The organism is Bacillus sp. AFS055030, assembly GCF_002574545.1.
Lineage (GTDB): Bacteria > Bacillota > Bacilli > Bacillales > Bacillaceae_G > Gottfriedia.
On record NZ_NUGT01000035.1, the window covers coordinates 41674 to 65851 of the forward strand.

General features: G+C 31.5%; 24 protein-coding genes. 18 read left to right on the forward strand and 6 right to left on the reverse strand.

The genetic code is table 11. The features are described from left to right. Nucleotides 1-79 precede the first annotated feature (79 nt). Both nrdF and CN925_RS14510 read left to right on the forward strand, forming a co-directional pair. Nucleotides 80-1048, forward strand: a complete 969-nt coding sequence (gene nrdF, locus CN925_RS14505; RefSeq protein WP_098846936.1) for a class 1b ribonucleoside-diphosphate reductase subunit beta — start codon at nucleotides 80-82, stop codon at nucleotides 1046-1048. A gap of 18 nt (nucleotides 1049-1066) precedes the next feature. Further along, nucleotides 1067-2035 carry a quinone oxidoreductase family protein gene (locus tag CN925_RS14510; protein WP_098846937.1) on the forward strand — a complete coding sequence of 323 codons (969 nt, stop codon included), beginning with the start codon at nucleotides 1067-1069 and terminating at the stop codon, nucleotides 2033-2035. Nucleotides 2036-2075: 40 nt separating this feature from the next. Here the strand turns inward: CN925_RS14510 and CN925_RS14515 are convergent, their stop codons facing one another. Next, complete coding sequence (locus CN925_RS14515) at nucleotides 2076-3299, reverse strand: two-component system sensor histidine kinase NtrB (protein WP_098846938.1); 1224 nt, start codon at nucleotides 3297-3299, stop codon at nucleotides 2076-2078. A gap of 126 nt (nucleotides 3300-3425) precedes the next feature. Between CN925_RS14515 and CN925_RS14520 the strand changes: the two genes are divergently transcribed. Then, entirely contained in the window at nucleotides 3426-4274 is an 849-nt protein-coding gene (locus CN925_RS14520; protein ID WP_098846939.1) for a DUF72 domain-containing protein, read from the forward strand. Here CN925_RS14520 and CN925_RS14525 read toward each other — a convergent pair. Together CN925_RS14525 and deoD are read right to left on the reverse strand one after the other, a co-directional pair. Continuing rightward, nucleotides 4271-4684, reverse strand: a complete 414-nt coding sequence (locus CN925_RS14525) for a disulfide oxidoreductase (RefSeq protein ID WP_098846940.1) — start codon at nucleotides 4682-4684, stop codon at nucleotides 4271-4273. The two genes, CN925_RS14520 and CN925_RS14525, sit on opposite strands and share 4 nt — an antisense overlap. A gap of 139 nt (nucleotides 4685-4823) precedes the next feature. Beyond that, nucleotides 4824-5528, reverse strand: coding sequence for a purine-nucleoside phosphorylase (gene deoD, locus CN925_RS14530; RefSeq protein ID WP_098846941.1), 705 nt, complete (start codon nucleotides 5526-5528; stop codon nucleotides 4824-4826). Nucleotides 5529-5832: 304 nt separating this feature from the next. Between deoD and CN925_RS14535 the strand changes: the two genes are divergently transcribed. From CN925_RS14535 to CN925_RS14560, 6 genes are all read left to right on the forward strand, one after another. Next, nucleotides 5833-6561, forward strand: a complete 729-nt coding sequence (locus CN925_RS14535; RefSeq protein WP_098846942.1) for a hypothetical protein — start codon at nucleotides 5833-5835, stop codon at nucleotides 6559-6561. A gap of 10 nt (nucleotides 6562-6571) precedes the next feature. Further along, nucleotides 6572-7393: an HAD family hydrolase gene (locus CN925_RS14540; protein ID WP_098846943.1), complete on the forward strand. Its 822-nt coding sequence runs from the start codon at nucleotides 6572-6574 to the stop codon at nucleotides 7391-7393. 185 nt (nucleotides 7394-7578) lie between these two features. Further along, complete coding sequence (locus tag CN925_RS14545; protein WP_180232970.1) at nucleotides 7579-8382, forward strand: ComEC/Rec2 family competence protein; 804 nt, start codon at nucleotides 7579-7581, stop codon at nucleotides 8380-8382. A gap of 214 nt (nucleotides 8383-8596) precedes the next feature. After that, nucleotides 8597-9733 (forward strand): N-acetylglucosamine-6-phosphate deacetylase, encoded by a 1137-nt coding sequence (gene nagA, locus CN925_RS14550; protein ID WP_098846945.1) that lies wholly within the window; start codon nucleotides 8597-8599, stop codon nucleotides 9731-9733. Continuing rightward, complete coding sequence (gene nagB, locus CN925_RS14555; protein ID WP_142339237.1) at nucleotides 9730-10440, forward strand: glucosamine-6-phosphate deaminase; 711 nt, start codon at nucleotides 9730-9732, stop codon at nucleotides 10438-10440. The genes nagA and nagB overlap by 4 nt, the downstream gene beginning before the upstream one ends. Beyond that, complete coding sequence (locus CN925_RS14560; RefSeq protein WP_098846946.1) at nucleotides 10440-11177, forward strand: GntR family transcriptional regulator; 738 nt, start codon at nucleotides 10440-10442, stop codon at nucleotides 11175-11177. The genes nagB and CN925_RS14560 overlap by 1 nt, the downstream gene beginning before the upstream one ends. 194 nt (nucleotides 11178-11371) lie before the next feature. Here the strand turns inward: CN925_RS14560 and CN925_RS14565 are convergent, their stop codons facing one another. After that, the gene (locus tag CN925_RS14565; RefSeq protein WP_098846947.1) at nucleotides 11372-12154 is read right to left on the reverse strand and encodes a Cof-type HAD-IIB family hydrolase; all 783 of its coding nucleotides are present in this window, start codon (nucleotides 12152-12154) and stop codon (nucleotides 11372-11374) included. A gap of 186 nt (nucleotides 12155-12340) precedes the next feature. On the opposite strand from CN925_RS14565, the gene glcT reads away from it, so the two are divergent. The 5 genes from glcT to CN925_RS14590 all read left to right on the forward strand — a co-directional run bounded on the left by glcT (nucleotide 12341) and on the right by CN925_RS14590 (nucleotide 18107). Continuing rightward, a complete protein-coding gene (glcT, locus tag CN925_RS14570) occupies nucleotides 12341-13192 on the forward strand; it encodes a glucose PTS transporter transcription antiterminator GlcT (RefSeq protein WP_098847024.1) in 852 nt (283 codons plus the stop codon). A gap of 289 nt (nucleotides 13193-13481) precedes the next feature. After that, entirely contained in the window at nucleotides 13482-15533 is a 2052-nt protein-coding gene (ptsG, locus tag CN925_RS14575; protein WP_098846948.1) for a glucose-specific PTS transporter subunit IIBC, read from the forward strand. Nucleotides 15534-15675: 142 nt separating this feature from the next. Next, a complete protein-coding gene (locus CN925_RS14580; protein WP_098846949.1) occupies nucleotides 15676-15939 on the forward strand; it encodes a phosphocarrier protein HPr in 264 nt (87 codons plus the stop codon). Continuing rightward, a complete protein-coding gene (gene ptsP, locus CN925_RS14585; RefSeq protein ID WP_098846950.1) occupies nucleotides 15939-17648 on the forward strand; it encodes a phosphoenolpyruvate--protein phosphotransferase in 1710 nt (569 codons plus the stop codon). The genes CN925_RS14580 and ptsP overlap by 1 nt, the downstream gene beginning before the upstream one ends. 159 nt (nucleotides 17649-17807) lie before the next feature. After that, complete coding sequence (locus CN925_RS14590; RefSeq protein WP_098846951.1) at nucleotides 17808-18107, forward strand: ArsR/SmtB family transcription factor; 300 nt, start codon at nucleotides 17808-17810, stop codon at nucleotides 18105-18107. A 61-nt stretch (nucleotides 18108-18168) separates the two neighbouring features. On the opposite strand, the gene CN925_RS14595 is transcribed toward CN925_RS14590, so the two are convergent. Then, complete coding sequence (locus CN925_RS14595; RefSeq protein ID WP_098846952.1) at nucleotides 18169-18783, reverse strand: nitroreductase family protein; 615 nt, start codon at nucleotides 18781-18783, stop codon at nucleotides 18169-18171. A 224-nt stretch (nucleotides 18784-19007) separates the two neighbouring features. On the opposite strand from CN925_RS14595, the gene CN925_RS14600 reads away from it, so the two are divergent. Continuing rightward, nucleotides 19008-19898: an NAD(P)-dependent oxidoreductase gene (locus CN925_RS14600; protein WP_098847025.1), complete on the forward strand. Its 891-nt coding sequence runs from the start codon at nucleotides 19008-19010 to the stop codon at nucleotides 19896-19898. Nucleotides 19899-19920: 22 nt separating this feature from the next. Further along, entirely contained in the window at nucleotides 19921-20370 is a 450-nt protein-coding gene (locus tag CN925_RS14605; protein ID WP_098846953.1) for an RDD family protein, read from the forward strand. A gap of 40 nt (nucleotides 20371-20410) precedes the next feature. Here CN925_RS14605 and CN925_RS14610 read toward each other — a convergent pair whose 3' ends face one another. Beyond that, nucleotides 20411-21571, reverse strand: coding sequence for an aminotransferase A (locus tag CN925_RS14610; protein ID WP_098846954.1), 1161 nt, complete (start codon nucleotides 21569-21571; stop codon nucleotides 20411-20413). Nucleotides 21572-21721: 150 nt separating this feature from the next. Here CN925_RS14610 and corA point away from each other — a divergent pair, with 150 nt between their 5' ends. Beyond that, the gene (gene corA, locus CN925_RS14615; RefSeq protein WP_098846955.1) at nucleotides 21722-22666 is read left to right on the forward strand and encodes a magnesium/cobalt transporter CorA; all 945 of its coding nucleotides are present in this window, start codon (nucleotides 21722-21724) and stop codon (nucleotides 22664-22666) included. Between the two features lie 164 nt (nucleotides 22667-22830). Continuing rightward, nucleotides 22831-24138, forward strand: a complete 1308-nt coding sequence (locus CN925_RS14620) for an ATP-binding protein (RefSeq protein ID WP_098846956.1) — start codon at nucleotides 22831-22833, stop codon at nucleotides 24136-24138. Nucleotides 24139-24178: the final 40 nt, after the last annotated feature.

A 24178-nucleotide genomic window follows, 5' to 3' on the forward strand; every position in this document is an offset into this window, starting at 1 on the left:
TGAAATGCTCGAATATAGAATGCTATTTTGCATATTGTTCTATATCATCGAGCTTTCTTTATGATTAGGGGGAAAATAAATGAAAGCTGTTAACTGGAATAAAAAAGAAGATGATTTTAGTTTAGTGTTTTGGAAGCAAAATCTATCTCAGTTTTGGACGGAAGAAGAAATTGTCGTTTCATCTGATAAAAATACTTGGAATACATTATCAAAAGAGGAACAAACTGCATTTAAAAAGGTTTTAGGTGGTCTAACATTATTAGATACTAAGCAAGGCGGAGAAGGAATGCCTTTAATATTAGTTCATCTTAAAAATTTACAAGCTAAAAGTGTACTAGCATTCATGGGTGCAATGGAAGAAGTTCATGCCAAAAGCTATTCACATATTTTTACAACTCTTGCTACAGAAGATGAAATTGAAGATTTATTTAAATGGGTGGACGAGCATCCAATTTTAACTAAGAAATCGGAATTAATTTCTTCTTATTATTTAAATTTATTAAAGCGTGATGTAACTGATGAAGAGTTATTCATGGCAATGGTTGCAAGTGTATTTTTAGAAAGTTACTTATTTTATAGTGGATTCTTCTTTCCGTTATATTTAGCAGGACAAGGTAAAATGACTGCTAGTGGTGAGATTATTAATCTAATTTTACGAGATGAAAGTATTCACGGTGTATTTGTAGGACTATTAGCGCAACAAATTTATGACCAATTTACTGATGAACAAAAAACTCGACTTTACAATGATACCATGTCATTATTAGTTCAATTATATGAAATTGAGTTACAATATACTGAAGAAATTTATTCTTCAATTGGTTTAGTAGATGAAGTTAATAAGTTTATTCGATATAATGCAAACAAAGCGTTAATGAACTTAGGTTTTGAAACATATTTTGATGAAGAAGATATTAATCCTATTGTTTTAAATGGTTTAAAAACGGATACTAAAAATCATGATTTCTTCTCTGTTAAAGGGAATGGGTATGTAAAAGCAGTTACAGTGGAAAAATTAACAGATGAGGATTTTGTCTTTGAATTTTAAATGTAAGGAAGTATGTAAATGAAAGCACTTGTTTTTAGAGAATTTGGTCAATCAGACGTATTAACATACGAAGAGATAGCAACACCTAAAATTTCAAATGATGAAGTATTAGTTGAAATGAAGGCTGTGGGAGTTAACTTTGCAGATATTTATCGTCGTAAAGGAAATTATCATTTAGCAGGTGATCCTCCGTATATTTTAGGGTATGAAGGCTCTGGTATTATTGCAGAAGTCGGTTCAGATGTAACGGACTATAAAGTAGGAGATCGCGTAGCTTTTGCAGATGTTCCTTTTGCGAATGCAGAGTATGTTGCTGCAAAGGAATCTAATATTGTACCAATTCCAGATGAAATTAATTTTGAAATTGCTGCATCTATTATGCTACAAGGGTTAACTGCACATTATTTAATAAATGATAGTTATAAAATAAAAGCAGGTGATGTTGCACTTGTTCATGCAGTCGCAGGTGGTGTTGGTCAATTATTGACTCAAATGATTCGCTTAAAAGGTGGAGAGGTAATCGGATTGACCTCATCACAAGAAAAAAGAGAAAAAGCTTTATCAATCGGTGCGAAAGAGGTATTTTTATATACTGATAATTGGGTTTCAAAAATAAAAGAGTTTACAAAAGAAAAAAATGGTGTAGATGTTGTCTATGAATCAGTCGGATCTACAATAATGGATAGCTTTGAAGCAACAAAAGTTCACGGTACAGTTGTATTTTATGGAATGGCTGGGGGGGATCCAGTTCATATTGATCCAAGAATGTTAATGGATACCTCAAAAACACTAACCGGTGGCGACTTGTGGAATGTACTAATTTCGAAAGAAGAGAGACTACGAAGAAGTAGTGAGTTATTTAATTGGATTGCAACGAAACAATTAATCGTACAACAACCTACTGTGTTTCCTTTAAAAGATGGTAAGCTTGCTCATGACCTATTAGAAAGTAGAAAATCGACTGGAAAAATCATATTATCTGTTTAATAAGAAAGACCAAAACAAAAGTTTTGGTCTTTTTATTAAGCTATCTAATCGGTAGTGTTATTGTAAAAGTAGTACCATTATTACCACTAATTACGGATATGGTACCATTATGATTTTGAATCAATTTTTTTGTTAAAGATAAACCTAGTCCGGTCCCGTCATCTTTCGTTGAGAAGAACGGATCAAAAATATATGGTAAATCTGAAGGTGGAATTCCCGATCCATCGTCTTTTAATGCAATATAAATAAAATCTTTATCAATATAAGTTGCAATGCTAATTGTAAGCTGTCCTTCTTTTTTAGCATCTAGTGCATTATGAAATAAATTTAAAATTACTTGAACAAGTTGGTTTTTATCAAAGAAAATATGTGCTCCTATTAATTCCTCTGATAAGTAATAGTCAATTTTGACATTATTTAAAACGGTCTCGCTAAATAATAGTTGTTTAATGTGATTTGTTAAAAAATCATTTATATTGATTGGCTCTGGCTTATAGTTCGCATTCTTTGTAATCGATAAAAAGTCTGTAATAATTCCATTTGCCCGATCTAATTCTGGAATCAATAAATCATTAAACAATCGCTTATACCTAGATGGAGCTTCTTCTTGCAAGAATTGCAAATAACCTCTAACAGTTGTAAGTGGATTGCGGACTTCATGTGCTATACCTGCAGCGATTCTACCTGACATTGCTAGCTTTTCAGAATCTCTTGCCTCGTTTAAATTATGAAAAATACCAATAACTCTTGATATTTCACCATTTATATCACGGATAATCCGTGTATTGATAATGCCATAGTTAATATTTAAAATTTCCTTATTATAAAATTCTTCGCCCGAATAAAGTGTTTGCAATATATAAATGTCTTTATCGTCTATTTTTAATAACTCTCTAATATGTCGTCCGATAAATTCGTATTTAGTGATTCTAAAATCGATCGAAACTTGTTGATTGTATAGCGTAATTATTCCATCTTTATCGATAAATAATATGTGGTGTGGTAATGCATCATAGATTGATTGCAAAGTCCTTCTACTATTCGATAAAAAGTTAGTGAATTTAGTATGTAATGGAAGTATATCATTATTTGTATTAGATTTACTTGTATTTCTAGTTAAATGATCCGAATTAGATAATTCGAGTGTTTCGTTCGAAAATATAGATCCAGAAGTTATTGTATTTAAAATTATTTCATACGATTTTATCTTTTCTTCAAGTTCGTTAATTTTAGCTTTTAGTTCATGTACTGGCTCGTTTATCATTTACACTATACTCCAATTTCTACTAAAATAAAATTATACTATAGTCATTATAACAAACATATCCGTTTATTTTAATGAAAATTAGAAATAATTAATTAATAATGAAAGAACTAATAGGAGAGATGTATGGAAATAAAGATTGGAGTTACTGGGTGGGGCGATCATGATAGTTTATACCCTGATCGGATTCACTCTTCAAAAAAATTGAGACAATATTGTATGCATTTTCCAATTGTCGAAATTGATTCTTCCTATTATAGTATAATGCCACAATCAAACTATCAAAAATGGGTAAATCAAACGACAGCTGACTTTTCATTTATTGTTAAAGCATATGGCGGAATAACGGGCCATTCAAGGCAAAACTATTCTAAAGAGGAGCAGATTTTACTGTTAACGCCATTTTTGGAATCAATCCAGCCTTTAATTGAAGCGAATAAATTAAAAGGCATATTATTTCAGTTTCCACCTTGGTTTAATTGTAAAAAAGAAAATGTTGAATTATTAAGAATTTTGAAAAGTAAGCTCAAAGGACTTCCTGCAATTTTAGAATTTCGTAATCAGACTTGGTTTTATCCTAGTTTTTATGAGCAAACTTTGAAATTTATGGAGGATGAAGGGTGGATTCATTCGATCTGTGATGAGCCACAAGCTGGGACTGGTAGTATACCGATCGTACTACACCCTACAAATTCAAATTTAACTTTAATCCGTTTTCATGGACGAAATATTTATGGATGGAATCATAATGGACAAGATAACTGGCGTGAGGTACGTTATTTATACCGATATAATGAAGAAGAATTGTATGAATGGGTAGAAAGAATTGAGCAGTTATCAAAAAACACAAAAGAAATTTGTATACTGTTTAATAATAATTCTGGTGGAGATGCAGCGGATAATGCTAAACAATTAATGAAGCTGCTAGGCATTGAATTTGGACCATCCTCTACCGAGCAGCTTGAATTATTTTAGTTTGATTTTCGTAAAAGAACTATGCAGAAAATATTAATTAGTAGGAATGCAACAAATGCTAACATTGGAATGGTTATAAATCCAAACCAATTTAAATAATCTCCAGTACAAGGGACAGGTCCACATTGTGTAGCTGTTTCTTTAAGTGCAGGAACCTTTTGAATTAAAATATGATAAATTGAAATACACATACCTATTAAGGATAAAGGTAGTGCATAAACAACATCTTTTATATTATTTTTATAAAAAGCGATTCCGATAATAAAAACAATCGGGTACATAAAAATTCGCTGATACCAGCATAATGAACATGGTGTCCAATGATTAATTACTGAAAATGATAAACTACCTAGTGTTGCGATAATGCTTACAATCCAGGTGAGAAATAAAATTGATTGCTGTTTCTTCATACCTTACCATCCTTAAATTGAATTTCGATATTGCTATTGTACCTTTGATTGGATGTAAAGTGGTATAAAAACGTCGTTAGGTTGTTAAGTTTTTTAATTAATAAAAGCCTGAGATTATGTTCTCAGGCTTTTAAATAACTTAAGCGATTGCTGCATCTAGTGCGATGACAATCATATCATTAAAAGTAGTTTGTCTTTCTTGTGCAGATGTTTCTACGCCAGTGAAGATATGGTCGCTTACCGTTAAAACAGTAAGTGCGTCTACATTATGTTTTGCTGCGATTGTATATAATGCAGTTGTTTCCATCTCTACAGCAAGAACTCCGTAATTCGCTAATTTTTCGTACATGTCCATACTATCTCGGTAGAAAATATCAGAAGTTAAAATATTTCCTACTTTCACATTTAATCCTTTATTCACAGCACCTTCATACGCTTTCTTTAATAAATCAAAGCTAGCACAAGGAGAATAATCGAAACCAGGAAATGTTTGACGATTCATATTTGAATCTGTACAAGTCGTCATCGCAATAATGACATCACGAATTTTTACATCTTTTTGAAGCCCACCACAAGTGCCAACACGAATCAACGTTTTTACACCATAACTATTAATCAATTCATTTACATAAATCCCAATTGAAGGAATTCCCATTCCAGTACCTTGAACGGAAATTCTTTGACCTTTATAAGTACCAGTAAAACCAAGCATTCCGCGAACTTCATTATAACAAACTACATCTTCTAAAAACGTTTCTGCAATATATTTAGCTCTTAATGGATCACCAGGTAATAAAATTTTATCAGCAATTGCACCTTGTTCGGCACCAATATGTATACTCATTTAATGCTCCTCCTTCAAAACTGTTTGTATATAGCCCATCATTATCAGTATGTTAGTTTCTACATTTAAATAAAAAACATTCTTATTTGTAACACTACTTAAAGGAAAAAGTAAGATGGACGTAGTACATATTAAATATAGAAATAAAATATTCATAGACAATATTAACCAATACAGATAATTTATGGCGAATTTTAATTATTGCACAGGTGATAAAATATTGAAAGAGTTTACAATTAGAATTTTTAGCTTTCTTGAAATAACTAAAAATTATTAATTTTAACTTTTTAAGGGAGAATGATCTATGAAATTTCGTTTTATTGCTGCTCTATGTGTAGCTATCTTAATTATTCTACTAATTAGCAATCGTTTAGTTAATCATAGTATATTATCAAGTAGTAGCCATGTTAGCCAACTGAAAGTTCAAAAAGTAAAGTGGAATCTATCGACTAAAAAAACCTTACAAGAAGTAACGGTATCTTCTAGATCATTGAATGCATTGCAACGAGAAAAAATTAGAATATTTATTACGACAGATCAATTAAATTCCTATAAAGTCATTGAACCTGTCTATAATGGGAATAACCATTTTACATTTAAGTATTCCTTTAAGAAAGATATACCTTATTACGTTAGTATATTTATACATAATCAAACCCTTGATACAAAGATTTTCCAAAAGCAAAAGAACAAAAAAGGAGAAGTATTTCCGACTGCAATTTTAACGAAAAAAACTGATGATTACAGAGTTTCCCTACTTTATACTTCAATTCTTCCAAAAACTAAGAGTAAAATTACATTTAATTTTGATCAATTTAAAAAACGTTCCAAATTTACTGATCAGCAATTTTATATAATGAATGAAGAAGGAACATATTTTAGGCTAATTAGCAATCCTAATAATCAATCAAAAGTAAGCTATGAACTTGATTTACCTGAAGCAGGTATGTATAAAATATTTTATGAATTTAAATTAAATGACGATCGAAAATCATTTAATTTTATTTTAGACGTAAAAGACAAAGACAGCTAAGGAGTAGAAAATGCACAATTTATTAATGAATTCAAAAGTATTAGTTTTTGATTTAGATGGTACTTTGTATGATGGTACCGAGCACTACGATTACTATGCCAAATTACTTGCGAATGAGATAAGTCCAGAAAAGCGTGATTCTTTTTTAAAGGATTATCAAAAAATAAAAGATTATGACCATGCACTAACTATAGGCAAAATTTATGATTCGAAAAATGATTTAATTATATCGTTAGATCCAATTACATTAAATCCAATTCAAGTATTTACTTGGGAAGGGCAGCTGCTTTCTAAAAATGAACTTCCAGAAAATTATCTTGAAAAAATTAATTATGAATTACCATATATCCCAGTAGGTGATGGATGGTGGATTCCTTTAGTAGCAAGTTATCATTACGGTGCAAAAGATGTTTATCACTGTTATGATAAAACAAAGGAGTATATGGCAACAAAAGAGTTTAGTATTCCTTATATAAAAGGTTTAAAAGAAGCATTAGAAAAAGTTAAGGATTCAAAAAAGTTAGTATTGTTAACAAACTCTGATCGAGCAGATGTAACTAGATTACTGAAACTACTTAATTTAAATGATTTATTTCATTTAGAAATTACGGATGGTAAGAAACCATTAGAAACAGAAAAGCATTTTAAAAATATAATAAATCAGTTCAATGTTAAGCCACATGAAATTGTTTCAATTGGTGATAACTTCATTAATGAAATTTCTCCTGCTTTAAAATTGGGGATGCATGGGGTTTACATTACAAATCAAACAACGAGACAAGTAAGTGATTCCTTATTAGTTGTAAAAAAACTAGAGGAAGTATTTGAGTAATTTGGTAAAACTGTAAGCAAAAAATTGCTTACAGTTTTTTGTGATTTTTTATCATGATTAACTAATCTTTTACACATAATTTGAATTGGTATTTCACTTTGATGTATACTCAATTTCCATCTTTATTTTATGTGCTTCATACATACTTTGGAAATTGCTTAGAGAAAATAATGTTAGGAGGAAGTGTGAATGAACAAAAATCGAAGACGATACTCTCTCATATTTTCTATCTTTATTTTTTTGATGTAGGTCAAGGGGATAGCATGGTTATGATTTTACCAAATGGTAAGACGGTACTGATTGATGGAGGAGACGTGGAACATGGTGGAGTGGTTATAAAAAAACTTAGACGACTACATATAAATGAAATCGATCTCTTAGTCAGTACACATCCTGATATTGATCATATTGGTGGGTTATTAAAAGTAATGAATAGTGTTAAAATCACAAAAATCCTCGATAGTGGGAAAAAATATAATTCACATTCTTATTATTTATATAAGAAAGAAGCATATCAAAGGAATATTCCAATAAGTATTGCAAAGTTAAATGAAAAAATTATGCTTGACCCAAATGTCGATATCACGGTTTTAAATAGCGGGAAAAAATCGTATACAAATAATAATAGTTCAATTGTATTGAAGGTAAAATATGATGACATTTCAATTTTATTAACTGGAGATATTGAAAGAAAAGCCGAACAAAGGTTAATTAAAAATGAGGATATCAATGCTCAAGTACTAAAAATTCCGCATCATGGATCATCAACATCAACTTCAGAAGCGTTTTTATTTGCAGTAAATCCTACAGTCGCAATTCTTTCATATGATAAATTTAATTTATTTGGTCATCCTCATCGTTCAGTAATGAAGAGGTTAAATCACCTAGGAATTAAGCAATATACAACGGACCAATTCGGAGATATCGAATTATCAACAAATGGACATAAATTATATATTGAAAAAGAAGAAGTATTGGTAGATCCATGAAGGACAAAAACCTATACTTCTTTTTTTAGTCAAAAGTGATTTAATTTATTATTTTTGAATCAGTAGTATAGACAACTAGGAGTATATATCATAAAATAGTTATGAAGAAATCAAGCTACTTATATAAATGAATGTGAATGATGATTAAGTAAACACTACTTTCTATATTGGGGTATTGACGAAGACTTCTTAGACAAAGGAAAGAGGAGAGTAAATGAAATCAATCATTAATGTTAAAATTTACACAGGTAAAGAAGTAATTGAAAATGGCTATATTCGATACAATGAAAAAATTTCATCTCTTGGTCATATGAATGGTTATGAAAATGAAGGTGAAGAAATAATTGATGGAAAAGGGACAGTTATTATTCCTGGAATGATTGATGTCCATATTCATGGTGCATATGATGTCGATGCAATGGATGCTGATCCAAACTCAATGGTAAGGATGAGTAAAGAAATGATGAAGGAAGGGGTAACAACATTCTTCCCGACTACCATGACACAATCGAAAGAAAATATTAAAAATGCTTTAAAATCTTTAAATGAAGCAAAAAAACTTGGTGCTCATTTTGAATATATTCATTTAGAAGGACCGTTTGTTAATAAAAATAAAGCTGGAGCACAGCCATTAGAATATATTATTAACCCTGACGTTGAACTATTTAAAGAGTGGCAAGAAGCTTCTGGTGGACTAATCAAATTAGTTACTTATGCACCTGAGGTTGAAGGTGCAATAGAGTTAGAAAAAGAGCTAGAGCGTACTAATGTAGTTGGCACAGTAGGTCACTCAGATGCAATTAGATCAGATTTTGAAGGTCGAAATATTTTCCACGCTACACATTTATACAACCAAATGAGACCTATGCATCATCGTGAAGCAGGGACTGTTGGACATGTATTACTTGATGAAAGAGTAATGGTAGAAGTGATACCTGATGGAATTCATATTCATCCTGATATGGTAAAACTTGCTTATCGCCTAAAAGGTGCGAAGAAAATAAGCGTAATTACTGATGCGATGAGAGCAAAAGGGTTAGCTGAGGGCAAGTATGAATTAGGTGGACAACCTGTATTTGTAAAGGATAAAAGTGCAAGATTAGAAGACGGAACACTTGCGGGTAGTATTTTAAAAATGGATGATGCATTCAGAAACATTATGGCTTTTACCGGATGTAGTCCTGAAGAAGCAGTACAAATGACTTCAATAAACCAAGCTAATGAGTTTGGTCTTAAACATAAAGGAGCATTAGAACCAGGTAAAGACGCTGATTTTGTGCAAATGACTCCTGATTTCTTCGTTATTGATACAACTAGACAAGGTAAAAATATGAATGAGGTGACTTTATGAACGTAATCGTAGTAAAAAATGCAGAAGAAATATCAAAAGTAGCATATGAAAAAATGGTAAAGGCATTTGAAGGGAAAGAAGAATTCACTTTAGGATTGGCTACTGGTGGATCTCCATTAGGTATTTATGAACTTTTCCGTATTCATAAACCAGATGTATCACACGTCATTACTGTAAATCTTGATGAATATGTTGGACTTGCAGAAGATGATCAAACAAGCTACCACACATATATGGCAGAACAACTTTTTAATCATTTAAAATTTAAAGAAAACCATTTACCAAATGGAAATACAAAAAATCTAGAAGAAGCTTGTAAAAATTATGAAGAATTACTACAAAAGCATCCTGTAGATTTACAACTTTTAGGAATAGGTGAAAATGGTCATATTGCATTTAATGAACCTGGGACACCATTTGATACACCTACTCATATTGTAGAACTTACTGAATCAACTCGTAACGCAAATAAAATTTATTTTGAGAACGAGGAAGATGTCCCTACACATGCAGTAACGATGGGAATTGGTTCAATTATGAGAGCAAAAGAAATCATTTTAGTAGCTTCAGGCATCAAAAAGGCTGAAGCAGTCAAGGAAATGTTAAATGGAAAATTAGATATTAACTGTCCTGCTACTGCACTCCAAAACCACAACAACGTAACAATTGTTGTTGATGAAGAAGCTTACTCACTTTGTCATAAATAATGTTAAAACTAGATAAAAATTCACCGTTACCGATTTATTTCCAAATACAAGAAATTTTAAAGCTTAAAATTAACTCAGGAGAATGGAAACCTGGTGAGCGAATTCCTTCTGAGCAAACATTGAGTGAGATGTTAAATGTAAGCAGGATGACAATAAGACAAGCATTAAACAATCTTGTAAAGGAATCATTAATAAGCCGGAAACGCGGAATTGGTACGTTTGTATCAGTAAAAGATGGAATTGAAGTTGAGGAATCATTAAAATCATTAAGGAGTTTTTCTGAGGACATTACATCCATAGGATTGACCCCTACTAATAAATTACTTGGCTTTTCGACAATTGAAGCTGATGAATACTTAGCAGAAGTGTTATCAATTGAAAGTGGCTCTGAAATTTTTAAAATTGAAAGATGTCGCTTAGCAAATGAGCATCCCATTGCCATTGAAACAACGTACCTACCAAAAAAATTAGTAAATCGAATTGATGAAAAAGTCCTAAATCATTCCTTATATGAATATTTTGAAGTTACATTAGGTTATTCAATTGAAAAAGCTACAAAATGGATTAAAGCATCTTTAATGACAGAAAAAGATTCATTAATCCTTGAGGTAGCAGAGGATTCTCCTGCACTTGAATTACACCAAGTAACGTTTATTAATGATGGAATCCCACTTGAATATGTAAGCTGTATTTACCGAGCTGATCGTTATCGTTTTACAATTGATATTGATCGTTAAAAGAGTGCTTTTTTAGCACTCTTTTTTCATTTTTTAGATGAAACTGCCATTAGAAAAATATCCAGTAAAATGATTATCGAACTATAACGATTAAGAGGTTCATAAAAAAGAGCAATCTGATTAATCGAAATCACAAGACTCCCATACATTATATTTCAATAAAAAAAGGGTGCTCAATTTAGCACCCTTTCATTTTACTTAATTTGTGAAACAATATTAACTGCTTCAGCTACTGAAGGAACAATATATGAAGCATATTTCTTAACTTCATCGTCAGCATTTTCCATTGCAAAGCTATGAGGAGTTAGTTCAAACATAGAGATATCATTGTAAGCATCACCAATACAAGCAATTTCATCTCGTTTAATACCTAATTTTTCGATTAATATTTGAATTGCTGAACCTTTACTAACATTTACTGGAACGATATCTAAACAATTTTTAGCAGAAATAAATGAAGTTACAAATTCAGGTAATTCTTTTTGTAATTCTTTTTGAAGTTCAAGTAAGTCCTCATCTTCACCTAAAACTACATATTTTTTTGGTGTGATTGATTTACCTAAATCAGTTTTTAGTGTTTTTAATTCAATTGTTTTCATGCTAGAGTTTTTTTCGATTTCTTTCACTAAATCAGTTTTCTCTTCAATATAGTATGTTGAATTGTCCGCTACGTAAATTAAAAATTTATCGTTAGAAATCATTTCATAAACTCTGTCAATTACACTTGGATGAAAGGTAGCATCTAACAATGCTTCGCCATCATTTGAATAAATATAAGTTCCATTCATACTAATACGGTGAAAATTACCTTCTAAGCTTTCCATGATTTTTACGATTTCATAATCTAAGCGTCCGGAAGCAAAACATAATAAGACACCTTGATCTAGAAGTTTTTTTAATGCTTCTACATCATGTTCAAATAGTTGCCCTTGATGAAACATTGTCCCATCTAGATCACTAACAAATAACTTAATCATTATTTTTAACTCCTACTCAATTTATATTATACTTTTTACTTTTCTATTCTATCCTAATATAATAGATAATCAAAAAAAAATGATTAATTTACAAAACTTAAACTGTGTTTTAACTTTTTCAGAAAAATTATGTTATGATATATAAGCGATTTTTTAAACTTGGGGGTGATAAAAATAATGTCAGAGATGTCAGTATGTTACACAATCAAAAAAGTTCTTAATAATAATGTTTTAATAGCGAAAAATCCCGATCATACAGAAGTAGTTTTGTTAGGTAAAGGCATCGGTTTTAATAAAACTAGAGGAGATTTAATTTCCGAAGGTGTAGTAGAAAAAATGTTTATTTTAAAAGATGAACAAAAACAAAAACAATATAAATCACTAATTAACTTTATGGATGAAAAATTAATGGGTACGCTACAGCAGGCGATCTATTTAATTTCTGAAAGAACAGGATGTACATTAAATGAGCAAATTCATATCGGGTTAACAGACCACTTAATATTTGCGATTAAGCGTATTCGAGAAGGTTATAATGTTGATAATCCGTTTTTACAGGAAACGAAAGCAATGTATCCAGAGTATTTTAAAATTGCACAAGAAGTAATTGATTTGATAAATAAAGAAATTGATATAAATTTACCGATTGAAGAAGTAGGGTTTGTAACTCTCCATATCGTTAGTAATTTATCGATGGAAGTTCTATCGGATGTAAATAAGTTCTCTCAGATTATTAAAGATTTAGTAATCTATATAGAAGAATATTTACAAATTGAAATTGATAAAGAAAGTATTCACTATTCAAGATTAGTTCGTCATTTGCGATTTTTAATTGACCGTATTTTTCATGGTAATTCATCTGAAGAGTCACCAGCTTTAGGTATTATCTTAAAAAAAGAATACCCCATCTGCTATGATTTAGCATGGAAAATTTTAAAGTCAATCCAAGCTTCATTAAATAAAAAAGCAAGTGAAGCCGAAGTAATCTACTTAACCTTACACTTAGAACGACTTGTTCAAAGTAAAATTAAAAAATAATTCAATAAGCCTAAACAACAATTTAGCGCTTTTTTTAACATAGTAAAAAAATATTAAAAATTGATAGGTTTTTTGACTTGATATTTTTAAAATCTATAGATATAATGAAAGCGAAATCATATTAAAACATAATTGAATAGAGTACACATTATACGTGTTACTGATTCGATCAGGCATGAGTTGAAAAAATGTGAATTATTATACTTGGGTAGGGGAAACTATATCCAGGATTCAATAATCTCATTTTTTCTGCTCATGCCTTTTTTGTTTGGATAAAAGGAGGAAAACAATGTTTAAGAAGATCTTTGGAGTTTTACAAAAAGTTGGTAAAGCGCTTATGCTTCCTGTTGCAATTTTGCCAGCTGCCGGATTGTTACTTGCATTTGGTAATGCATTTCAAAATCCACAAACATTAAAGTATTTACCGTTTCTTGATGCACAATGGTTCCAACTAGTAGCAAAAGTTATGGAACAATCAGGTGACATCATTTTTGGTAATTTGGCATTATTATTTGCAGTAGGTGTTGCCGTTGGTTTAGCAGGAGGAGAAGGTGTTGCAGGTTTAGCAGCAATCGTCGGATTCCTAATTATGAATAAAACAATGAGTGTGTTCAAAGATGTTGGACATTATGTTGTTTTAGATAAAGCATTAAATATTGCTAAATTTGATGATCCATCATTTGCGTTTGTATTAGGTATACCTACATTACAAACAGGTGTATTTGGTGGTATTATCGTCGGTATTTTAGCTGCATGGGCTTACAATAAATTCTTTGAAATTGATTTACCATCATACTTAGGTTTCTTTGCAGGTAAACGATTTGTACCAATTGCTACTGCAGCGTTTTCAGTATTACTTGGTATTTTAATGTGCTTTATTTGGCCACCAATTCAGCACGGTTTAAACACATTTTCACATAATATGATTGATGCGAACTTAACATTATCGGCATTTATTTTTGGTGTTATTGAGCGTTCATTAATTCCATTTGGTTTACATCATATTTTCTATGCACCTTTCTGGTTTGAGTTTGGTTCATATACTGATAAAACTGGTTTGGTTGTACACGGGGATCAAAAAATCTTCTTCGCTCAATTAAAAGACGGAGTAAAATTAACTGCTGGTACATTCATGGTAGGTAAATTCCCATTCATGATGTTTGGTCTACCTGCTGCTGCATTAGCTATGTATCATGAAGCAAAACCTGAAAATAAAAAAATCGCTGGTGGTATTTTAGCATCAGCAGCGTTAACTTCATTCTTAACAGGTATTACAGAGCCAATTGAATTCTCATTCTTATTTGTTGCTCCAGTACTATTTGGAATACACGCAATCTTCGCTGGTTTATCATTTATGATCATGCAATTATTAAATGTTAAAATTGGTATGACGTTCTCTGGTGGTTTAATCGACTTCTTATTATTCGGTGTTTTACCGAATAGAACTGGCTGGTGGTGGGTAATCATCGTCGGTTTAGTATTAGCAGTGATTTACTACTTCGGTTTTAGATTTGCTATTAGAAAATGGAATTTAAAAACGCCAGGTCGTGAAGATGCAATCGCTGAAGATACTACAAGTAATACGCCAGCTAATGAATTACCATATGAAATTTTACAAGCTTTAGGTGGAAAAAGTAATATTTCTTCATTAGATGCATGTATCACACGATTACGAGTACAAGTTAATTCAAAAGACGAAGTAAATAAAGATCGCTTAAAAGCATTAGGTGCCGCTGGAGTTCTTGAGGTTGGAAATAATATTCAAGCAATCTTTGGACCTAAATCAGATACATTAAAATCACAAATTAAAGACATTATGACTGGAAAAACACCGGTTGTTAGTCAAGAGGCACATAAAGAAACAGCATCAGCAGTAGATACTGCGATTGAAGAGGCGATTATTAATCCAATTGAAGGAGAAATCATCCCAATTACAGAAGTACCAGACCAGGTATTTTCTGGAAAAATGATGGGTGATGGATTTGCGATTATTCCTTCAGAAGGTACAGTTGTATCTCCTGTAGATGGGGAAATTGTAAATGTATTCCCAACAAAACATGCGATTGGTATTTTATCAAATGGTGGAAAAGAAATTTTAATTCATATCGGAATCGATACTGTAAAACTAAACGGTGAAGGCTTTGAAGTACTGGTATCACAAGGTGAGAAAGTAACTAAAGGTCAACAATTAGTTAAAATTGATTTACACTTTATTCGTGAAAATGCACCGTCTACAATTACACCAGTTGTATTTACAAATTTAAGTGAAGGACAACAAGTTGTAATCGAAAAACCAGGTAAGCAATCAAAAGGTGAAGTAGGCATCATTAAGATTAAATAAATCTAATTAAATAGACGAAAAATGTTTGATTTTAAAAGGGGTAGTATAGTTGACACTATGCACCCCTTTTAATAGAATATTTAGAGTAGGCCAAACGTCTATACCAAAAATGTAGATTTAATCACAAAGGAGATAAATTATTATGGAAAAAACTTTTAAAGTAACAGCTGATTCTGGAATCCACGCTCGTCCAGCAACATTATTAGTAAATGTAGCAGGTAAATTTAATTCAGATATCAATCTTGAGTATAATGGTAAAACAGTTAACTTAAAATCAATCATGGGTGTAATGTCTTTAGGAATTCAACAAGGAACTGAGATCAAAATTACTGCTAACGGTGAAGATGCAGATCAAGCACTTGCTGCAATCGAAGATACAATGAAAAAAGAAGGATTAGGCGAATAATGTCTTTACATATTAAAGGTATTGCCGCTTCTAGTGGAATTGCGATTGCAAAAGCATTTCGTTTAGAAAATCCTGAATTAAACATTGTTAAAAAGCAAATTTCAGATATTGATGCTGAAATAGCTAAACTTGACAATGCCATTCAAGTTTCTAACACTGAATTAGAAAAAATTCGTGATCATGCGAATGCTGAACTTGGTGAAGATAAAGCTGCAATCTTTTCTGCGCACATCTTAGTTTTAAATGATCCAGAGCTAGTTAACCCAGTTAAAGATAAAATTAAGTCTGAAAGTGTCAACGCTGATTTTGCTATGAATGAAGTTGCTTCAATGTTCGTTCAAATGTTTGAAAGCATGGATAATGAATATATGAAGGAACGTGCTGCAGATATCCGCGATGTTACGAAACGTGTAATGGCGCATCTTTTAGGTGTTACAATTTCTAACCCTGCAAATATTACTGAGGAAGTTATTATTATTGCAGAAGATTTAACACCATCTGATACAGCACAATTAAATCGTAAATATGCGTTAGGTTTTACTACTGATATTGGTGGTCGTACTTCTCACTCAGCGATTATGGCTCGTTCTCTTGAAATTCCTGCTGTTGTAGGGACAAAAGAAGTGACAGGTAAAATCGAAAATGGCGTAATGGTCATTGTAGATGGATTAGATGGCCATGTAATAGTAGATCCTTCTAATGAAGAATTAGAAGAGTATAAAGCTAAAAAAGAAAAATTCGAGCTTCAAAAAATTGAATGGGCTAAACTGAAAAATGAACCAACTGTAACGAAAGATGGACATCATGTTGAGTTAGTAGCTAATATTGGTACACCAAATGATGTAGAAGGCGTTATCAATAATGGTGGTGAAGGTGTAGGTCTTTACCGTACTGAGTTCCTATATATGGGACGCGATAACTTCCCATCAGAAGAAGAGCAGTTTGAATCATACAAATCAGTTCTTGAAAGTATGGGTGATAAGCCGGTAGTAGTAAGAACACTAGATATCGGTGGAGATAAAGAATTATCTTATTTACACTTACCAAAAGAAATGAATCCATTCTTAGGATACCGAGCGATTCGTTTATGTTTAGATCAAAAGGACATATTCCGTACTCAATTACGTGCATTACTTCGTGCTAGTGTATATGGTAATTTGAAAATTATGTTCCCAATGATTGCAACTTTAGATGAGTTCAGAGCTGCAAAAGCTGTTTTATTAGAAGAAAAAGAACAATTAGTAAAAGAAAATGTTCAAGTTTCAGACAATATTGAAATTGGTATGATGGTAGAGATTCCTGCTTCTGCTGTTCTAGCAGATGTATTTGCTAAGGAAGTTGACTTCTTTAGTATCGGGACAAACGATTTAATCCAATATACAATGGCTGCTGATCGAATGAATGAACAAGTTTCATATTTATATCAACCATATAACCCATCTATTTTAAGATTAGTTAAAATGGTAATCGATGCTGCAAACAAAGAAGGTAAATGGGCTGGAATGTGTGGAGAGATGGCTGGAGATGCATTAGCTATTCCTTTACTTGTAGGATTAGGCTTACACGAATTCTCTATGAGTGCTACTTCTATCCTACCTGCTCGTAGTCAAATGGCTAAACTTTCTAAAGCTGAGATGGAATTATTAGCACAAAAAGCTTTATCTATGTCTACAGCTGAAGAAGTTGTTAATTTAGTAAATAGCATTTAATTTAAAACAACAGGGAAACCTGTTGTTTTATTTTTAAGATTATATTTGATTCTGAATAAAAAACGCCTACTGTTGACAAATTCACTTCTTTAATTTAGTGTATGTTTAAATTATTAAACGAATAAGATTATTTTTGGATAATAAAAGTAGGTGGAAGATTTGAGTAAAGAAGCAGTTGAAGTATTTAGAGAATGTATTCCGTTGTTCCAAGCGTTAAGCGATCCTTACAGACAGGATATCATTTTAATGTTGTCAGAAGGTGAAGCGCTAACTGTTAATGAAATTACAGAAAAAACTTCATTATCTAGACCCGCTATATCGCACCATTTAAAGATATTACGTGATAATCATTTAGTACAAATTGAGCAAAAAGGTACTCATAGATACTATTCATTAGCAATTGATTCTTCTTTAGAATTACTTAAGAAATTAATCATTACTGTTGAACAACATTGTTAATGAAACTTAAATGACATAAAAGGGACTCCGACTTTTGTCAGAATCCCTTTTCATTTTAAGATTAAATCCAAATCGACATTTCTTTTGCAGAAAAACGTGTTGTATGATGTCCAGGTACCTTTTCTTTACCAATGGCAATCAACATCGTTGGAATATAGCGATCATCTGTTAAGAAATTTTCTTTAAATGCTTGTTCATTAAATCCACCGATTGCACAAGTATTCCAACCTTTTGCAGAAGCAGCCATTATTAATTGCATAGCAGCAAGAGATGAATTCAAGATTCCTTGTTCACGATTGCGTTGCTCTGTTGCATACGCATTTTCAACGTTTGCTTTTAATTTGTCTTTTGCTTCTTGGGTCATATAACCAGCTTCAACTGCAGGTCCAAAAACTAAGTCAACATTTTTGGCTGATTGTGTATCGGCCAATACAGCAATTACACAAGAAGCATCTTTGATCTGGCCTTGGTTATATGCAACAGGTAATAATTTACCTTGCGCATTCTCACCATGGAATACAACGAATTTCCAATGTTGTAAATTCCAAGCAGATGGTGCAGTCATTGCAGCATCAAGAAGTTCAGTAATTTCGCTACTACTGATTTCAGTAGATGAATCGAATACTCTAGTAGAGTTTCGTTCTTTAATCATTTCAAAAAATTGTTCATTTTTCATATGAAAATACCTCCAAAAATTAGGTGAATTAGATACATTTTTATGTACTTATTTAATATAGAAAAGTTCCATTATTAGAGTCAACAAATTAGTATTGAAATAAACTAAATATAATTTTGAAATAATATTTAGTTTACTTAGTTAGCTCAATCTTTTTAATTAGTTATTTTTATGGTAATTTTATATGTGGATATTCAATGAGGGGTGTGGAAAAAATGGGAGCAATTAGTTTAAAAGATTTGCAAATTGGATTTATCGGTATTGGTGTTATGGGTAAAAGTATGGCAAAGCATTTAATCAATGCAGGTGCGAAATTACATATTTATAACCGTACAAAAGAAAAAGCAAGTGAGTTAATTGATTTAGGGGCAATTTGGTATGATACACCGAAAGAATTAGCTCCAAATTGTCAGGTAATTTGTACGATGGTCGGCTATCCAAGTGATTTAGAAGAAGTATATTTTGGCGAAAATGGGATCATCCAATCGGCTTCAAAGGGGACTACATTTATCGACTTTACAACTTCAACACCAACTTTAGCCAAAAAAATTGATGAGCATACAAAGTTATTAGGTATGTCATCATTAGATGCACCTGTGTCAGGTGGGGATTTAGGTGCAAGAGAAGCTAGATTAGCGATTATGGTTGGAGGAGAAGAAGAAACTTTTCATAAAATGACCAGCTTATTTGATGTTTTAGGAAAAAATATTGCTTATCATGGAAATGCTGGTAGTGGGCAGCATGTAAAAATGTGTAATCAAATTGCAATAGCTTCTGGTATGTTAGGCGTTTGTGAAGCACTTGCATATGCTTCAAAAGCTGGATTAGACGGTGAAAAAGTATTAGGAAGTATTTCTACTGGTGCAGCAGGTAGTTGGTCATTATCTAATCTAGCACCTCGTGTTTTAAAAGGTGATTTCGAACCAGGATTTTATATTAAACATTTTATAAAAGATATGGGAATCGCAATTGAAGAGGCAGAGAAGATGGAATTAAATCTACCAGGACTTTTACTTGCAAAAAAATGCTATGACGAACTGTCTAAAAATGGATTAGATGAAAAAGGAACGCAAGCACTTTATACTTTATACGATCCGTCTCACCACATTCAATAATATAATGAATAGAGGTTAACAAGTGCAGAATTTTCAACTTGCAAAGTTTTATCAACGATTAAGTGCGTTTTTAATCGATACGTTTATTATTTCAGTAGCGTATGGGATCATTATCGCGATTATTACGATGAATCCTGAGAAGATATTAAGTCGTTTTAATTCTACATCAGGAAACTCAACGGTCGATTTAATCGTTATTTCAATTATAATGATCATATTATTTGTAGTTGTTCCAAAATTTAATAAAGGAATGACATTTGGTCAAAGATTTTTAGCTATTAAAATGATAAAAGATAACTATGAAGAAACGACAATGATCTTATTTTTCATTCGTTTTATTTTTCTCGCAGCTATATCAGTTTTATTTTTAGGTGTACCATTAATTGTTAATGTCTATTTAATGCTATTTAGAAAAGATCATAAAACCATTCAGGACTTGTTATTCAAAACAAGCGTAATACAAGCTAGATAAAAAAAGCAGGGGAAGATTTGTAATTCTTCCCCTGCTTTTTTTAATTTCTAAGACTCGTTACAAACTCTTCTAATCGATCACATGCAATTTCTAATTCTTTCATTGAATAAGCGTAAGATAATCGAATAGATGAATCTCCATATTCAGAAAAAGCTTCTCCAGGAATAACCGCTAGATTATGTTTTTCTACTAGATTTAGTGCAAATTCCATAGAAGGCATGTTGAATTCTTTAATTGATGGGAATAAATAAAATGCACCTTCTGGCTTAATACAAGGTAGCCCCATCATCTCTAATCGATTAATCATATAATTACGTCTTATTTTATATTCCTTAGCCATTTCCATTGGTGAATCAATACAATCAGTTAAAGCTGCAATTGCTGCATATTGAGATATTGATGTAGCGCATGATACATTATACTGATGTACTTTTAAGATTTCTTGTGCTAAGTAAGCAGGTGCATAGATAAATCCAATTCTCCAACCAGTCATAGAGTGAGATTTACTAAGACCGTTTATGACAATTGTTTTTTCTCTCATTCCAGGGTAACTTGCAATTGATGTATGAGTAGAATCATATGTCAGTTCACTATATATTTCGTCTGATAAAATGAACAAATCTTTCTGAGATAAATAGTTAGCTAAATTCTCAAGTTCCTCTTTCGTTAATGTGACGCCTGTTGGGTTATTTGGATAAGGTAAAACAATACAACGTGTTTTTTCAGTAATATGTTCTTCCAATAATTCAGGTGTAATTTTAAAACCACTATTAGATGTATCTACAAAGACTGGAGTTGCCCCACATGTTTGAATAATAGGTGCATAGCCAGGGTAGATTGGTGCAGGTAAAATAACCTCACATTCTTCGTTAAGGATTGTTCTAAATGTAACATCAAGTGCCTGACTAGCCCCTACAGTAACGATTACTTCATTTGTTGGATCATATGATAGCGAATATTTTTGCTTTAAAAAGTTAGAAGCAGCATTTCTAAGTGCTGGCAGTCCTGCATTAGGAGTATAGACTGTATGATTTTGATTAATTGCAGAAATAGCAGCTTCTTTAATAGGCGCTGGAGTTGGAAAATCAGGTTGGCCTAATGTTAATGCAATAACATTATCATATTTTTCAATTTTTTGGGCAAATTTTCTAATACCAGAGATTTGTATTTCTTTTACACTTTCGTTTATAAATCGGTTCATTTTAAATCCCTCAACTTATTATTTTTATATGTAAATTAAAATTTTTTAATCGAACTATCAATTCAATGAAATTTCCTTCATTTTACCATATAATAAAAAAAGAATTTAGTAGTGAAATAATTTGATTGCCTAAAGAAGGTGTGTAAAAACTTGTTACAAGTAATAGGAATCACAAAAAATAAAGTAATTGATCGAAATATTACAATTGCAGACGCAAGATCAAATAAATACTTATGGTATTGGGTAGATATTAATGAACCAACTGAAGATGAGATTCAACTTTTAACAACTGAATTTAATTTTCATCCTTTAGCGATTGAAGATTGTTTGGAGTATGTACAACGACCTAAACTTGATTATTACGAAGGATATCACTTTTTAATTTTGCACGAATTAAATAAATCAGATTTAGAGGAGACGGAACTGGATATATTTGTAAGTGACCATTATGTCATCACATTTCATATTCATAAAAGTCCGGCTATACAATTAGTTTTAGAAAATATGAAATCAGATCGTCGGGCTTCGAAGAGTCCACTTCATTTAACGCATCGAATTATTGATGAGCTTGTAGATAGCTATTTTCCACTTATTTATCGTTTGGAGGATGAGCTATCAGACTTAGAGATTGATCCTTTAAAGAAACAAGTAAATAATGTTGTTGAAAGATTATATGATATTAAATCGGATTTATCGAAATTAAGAAGAACGATTTTACCAACTCGTGATTTATTATATCGAATCCTTAATTCGAATCGATTTAAAGATATATCGGAACATCGAATTTACTTTGAAGACATACACGATCATTTAATGAAACTTTCGGATATGATTGAGACGAATCGAGATGTAGCTTCCGATATTCGTGAAAGCTATTTTTCATTAAGCTCAGAGAAAATGAATAATATTATGAAAACATTAACCATCATCTCATCTTTCTTTTTACCACTAACGTTTATCGTAGGTTTATATGGAATGAATTTTCATTATATGCCAGAATTAACATGGAAATATGGGTACTTATTTATCTTAATTTTTATGGGATTTGTTACGATCTTAATGTACATATTTTTTAAAAGAAAAGGTTGGTTTTAAGTCGTTAAGCACTTAAGTTTGACGACTTTTCTTATATTTTAGAATACTTTGTAATAATGTGACGTTCTATGTAGAAATGTTTTTTTTGAATTTTTTGTATTAATAATTAGAAGTTTAAATAACTATGTTATAATTTGTTGAAAGAAGGGGTGGGGGACACTTTAATGCTGCAATTAAAAGATTTATTAATTCAATTTGCAATCATAATCATTCCGGTCTTTTTATACGAAATGTTCTGGCTTAGTAGATACCACAATACAAGCCCAAAACAAAATAGAATTTTAGTTGGATTGCTAACTTTTTTTAATATTTTTATTTGCTTGCTTTACCCAATTCACATTAGTGAGAGCATGGCTATTACTTTTAGTATTTTATTAATCTATTCATCTATTTTATATGGTGGTAGATTGATCGGAACGATTATTATATTAACGAAGGCAGTTTTTGTTTATTTACTATATGGTTTAGCATCGTTGAAATCCTTTCCATTTGAAGTGATTTCGTGTATTCTACCATTTATTGTTTCACCACATTGGGTTAGTTTTTCTAAACGAAAGAAATTTGCTTTAAGTATTTTAATGCCAATTTTATTTTCCTTCAGCATGGTCTGTTTGCTTTATTATGAAGCAACAGTTAATGGTATAAAAGAGTACCAATCAGATCAAACCATTTTTTCGGCGTGCATATTTTTTACTGTTTTAACCATTACAATGCTGTTTCATGTTTATTTAAGAGAGTTTTTATTTGAAAATGCAGAAATCCGTGTTCAAATGCAAAAATCCGAGAAATTAAATATGGTAAGTGAGCTAGCTGCGAGTGTAGCGCATGAAGTTAGAAATCCATTAACAGTTGTAAGGGGTTTCATTCAGTTGATTGAAAATCAAGAAAGTGGAACGAATAGAGAATATATGAAACTTGTATTAGCTGAACTAGACCGAGCTGAAAATATCATTTCGGACTATTTAAACTTAGCTAGACCGCAAATCGAAGAAAAGAAAATAATCAATATGACTGAACAACTGAATGAAGTTACTACATTAATGTCAAGTTATGCATCACTGCAAGGTGCTTTCTTACAAGTAAATGTAAATGAGGATATGTATACTGTCGGAGATCGAGCTAAGCTTAAACAAGCAATCATTAATGTTCTAAAAAATGGTGTAGAAGCTATAAAGGAAACGAAAGGCTATATTAAAATTGAAGCAAATATTGAGAAGGTAAGAGATAAAGAATCCATACGAATTGTCGTTAAAGATAATGGGGTAGGGATGTCGAAAGCACAATTAGATCGATTAGGACAACCTTTTTATTCTTTAAAAGAAAAAGGAACAGGTCTAGGTCTAATGGTTACTTTTAGTATCATCGAGGCCCATAAGGGAACGATTGAGTACTTAAGTGAAGAAGGTAAAGGCACTGAAGTTCATATTGTATTACCGGCCTATCATCAAGAACAGATGGAAGAAGTAGAATGAAAGAATAAAGAGAAGGGAAAATCCCCTTCTCTTATCTAAC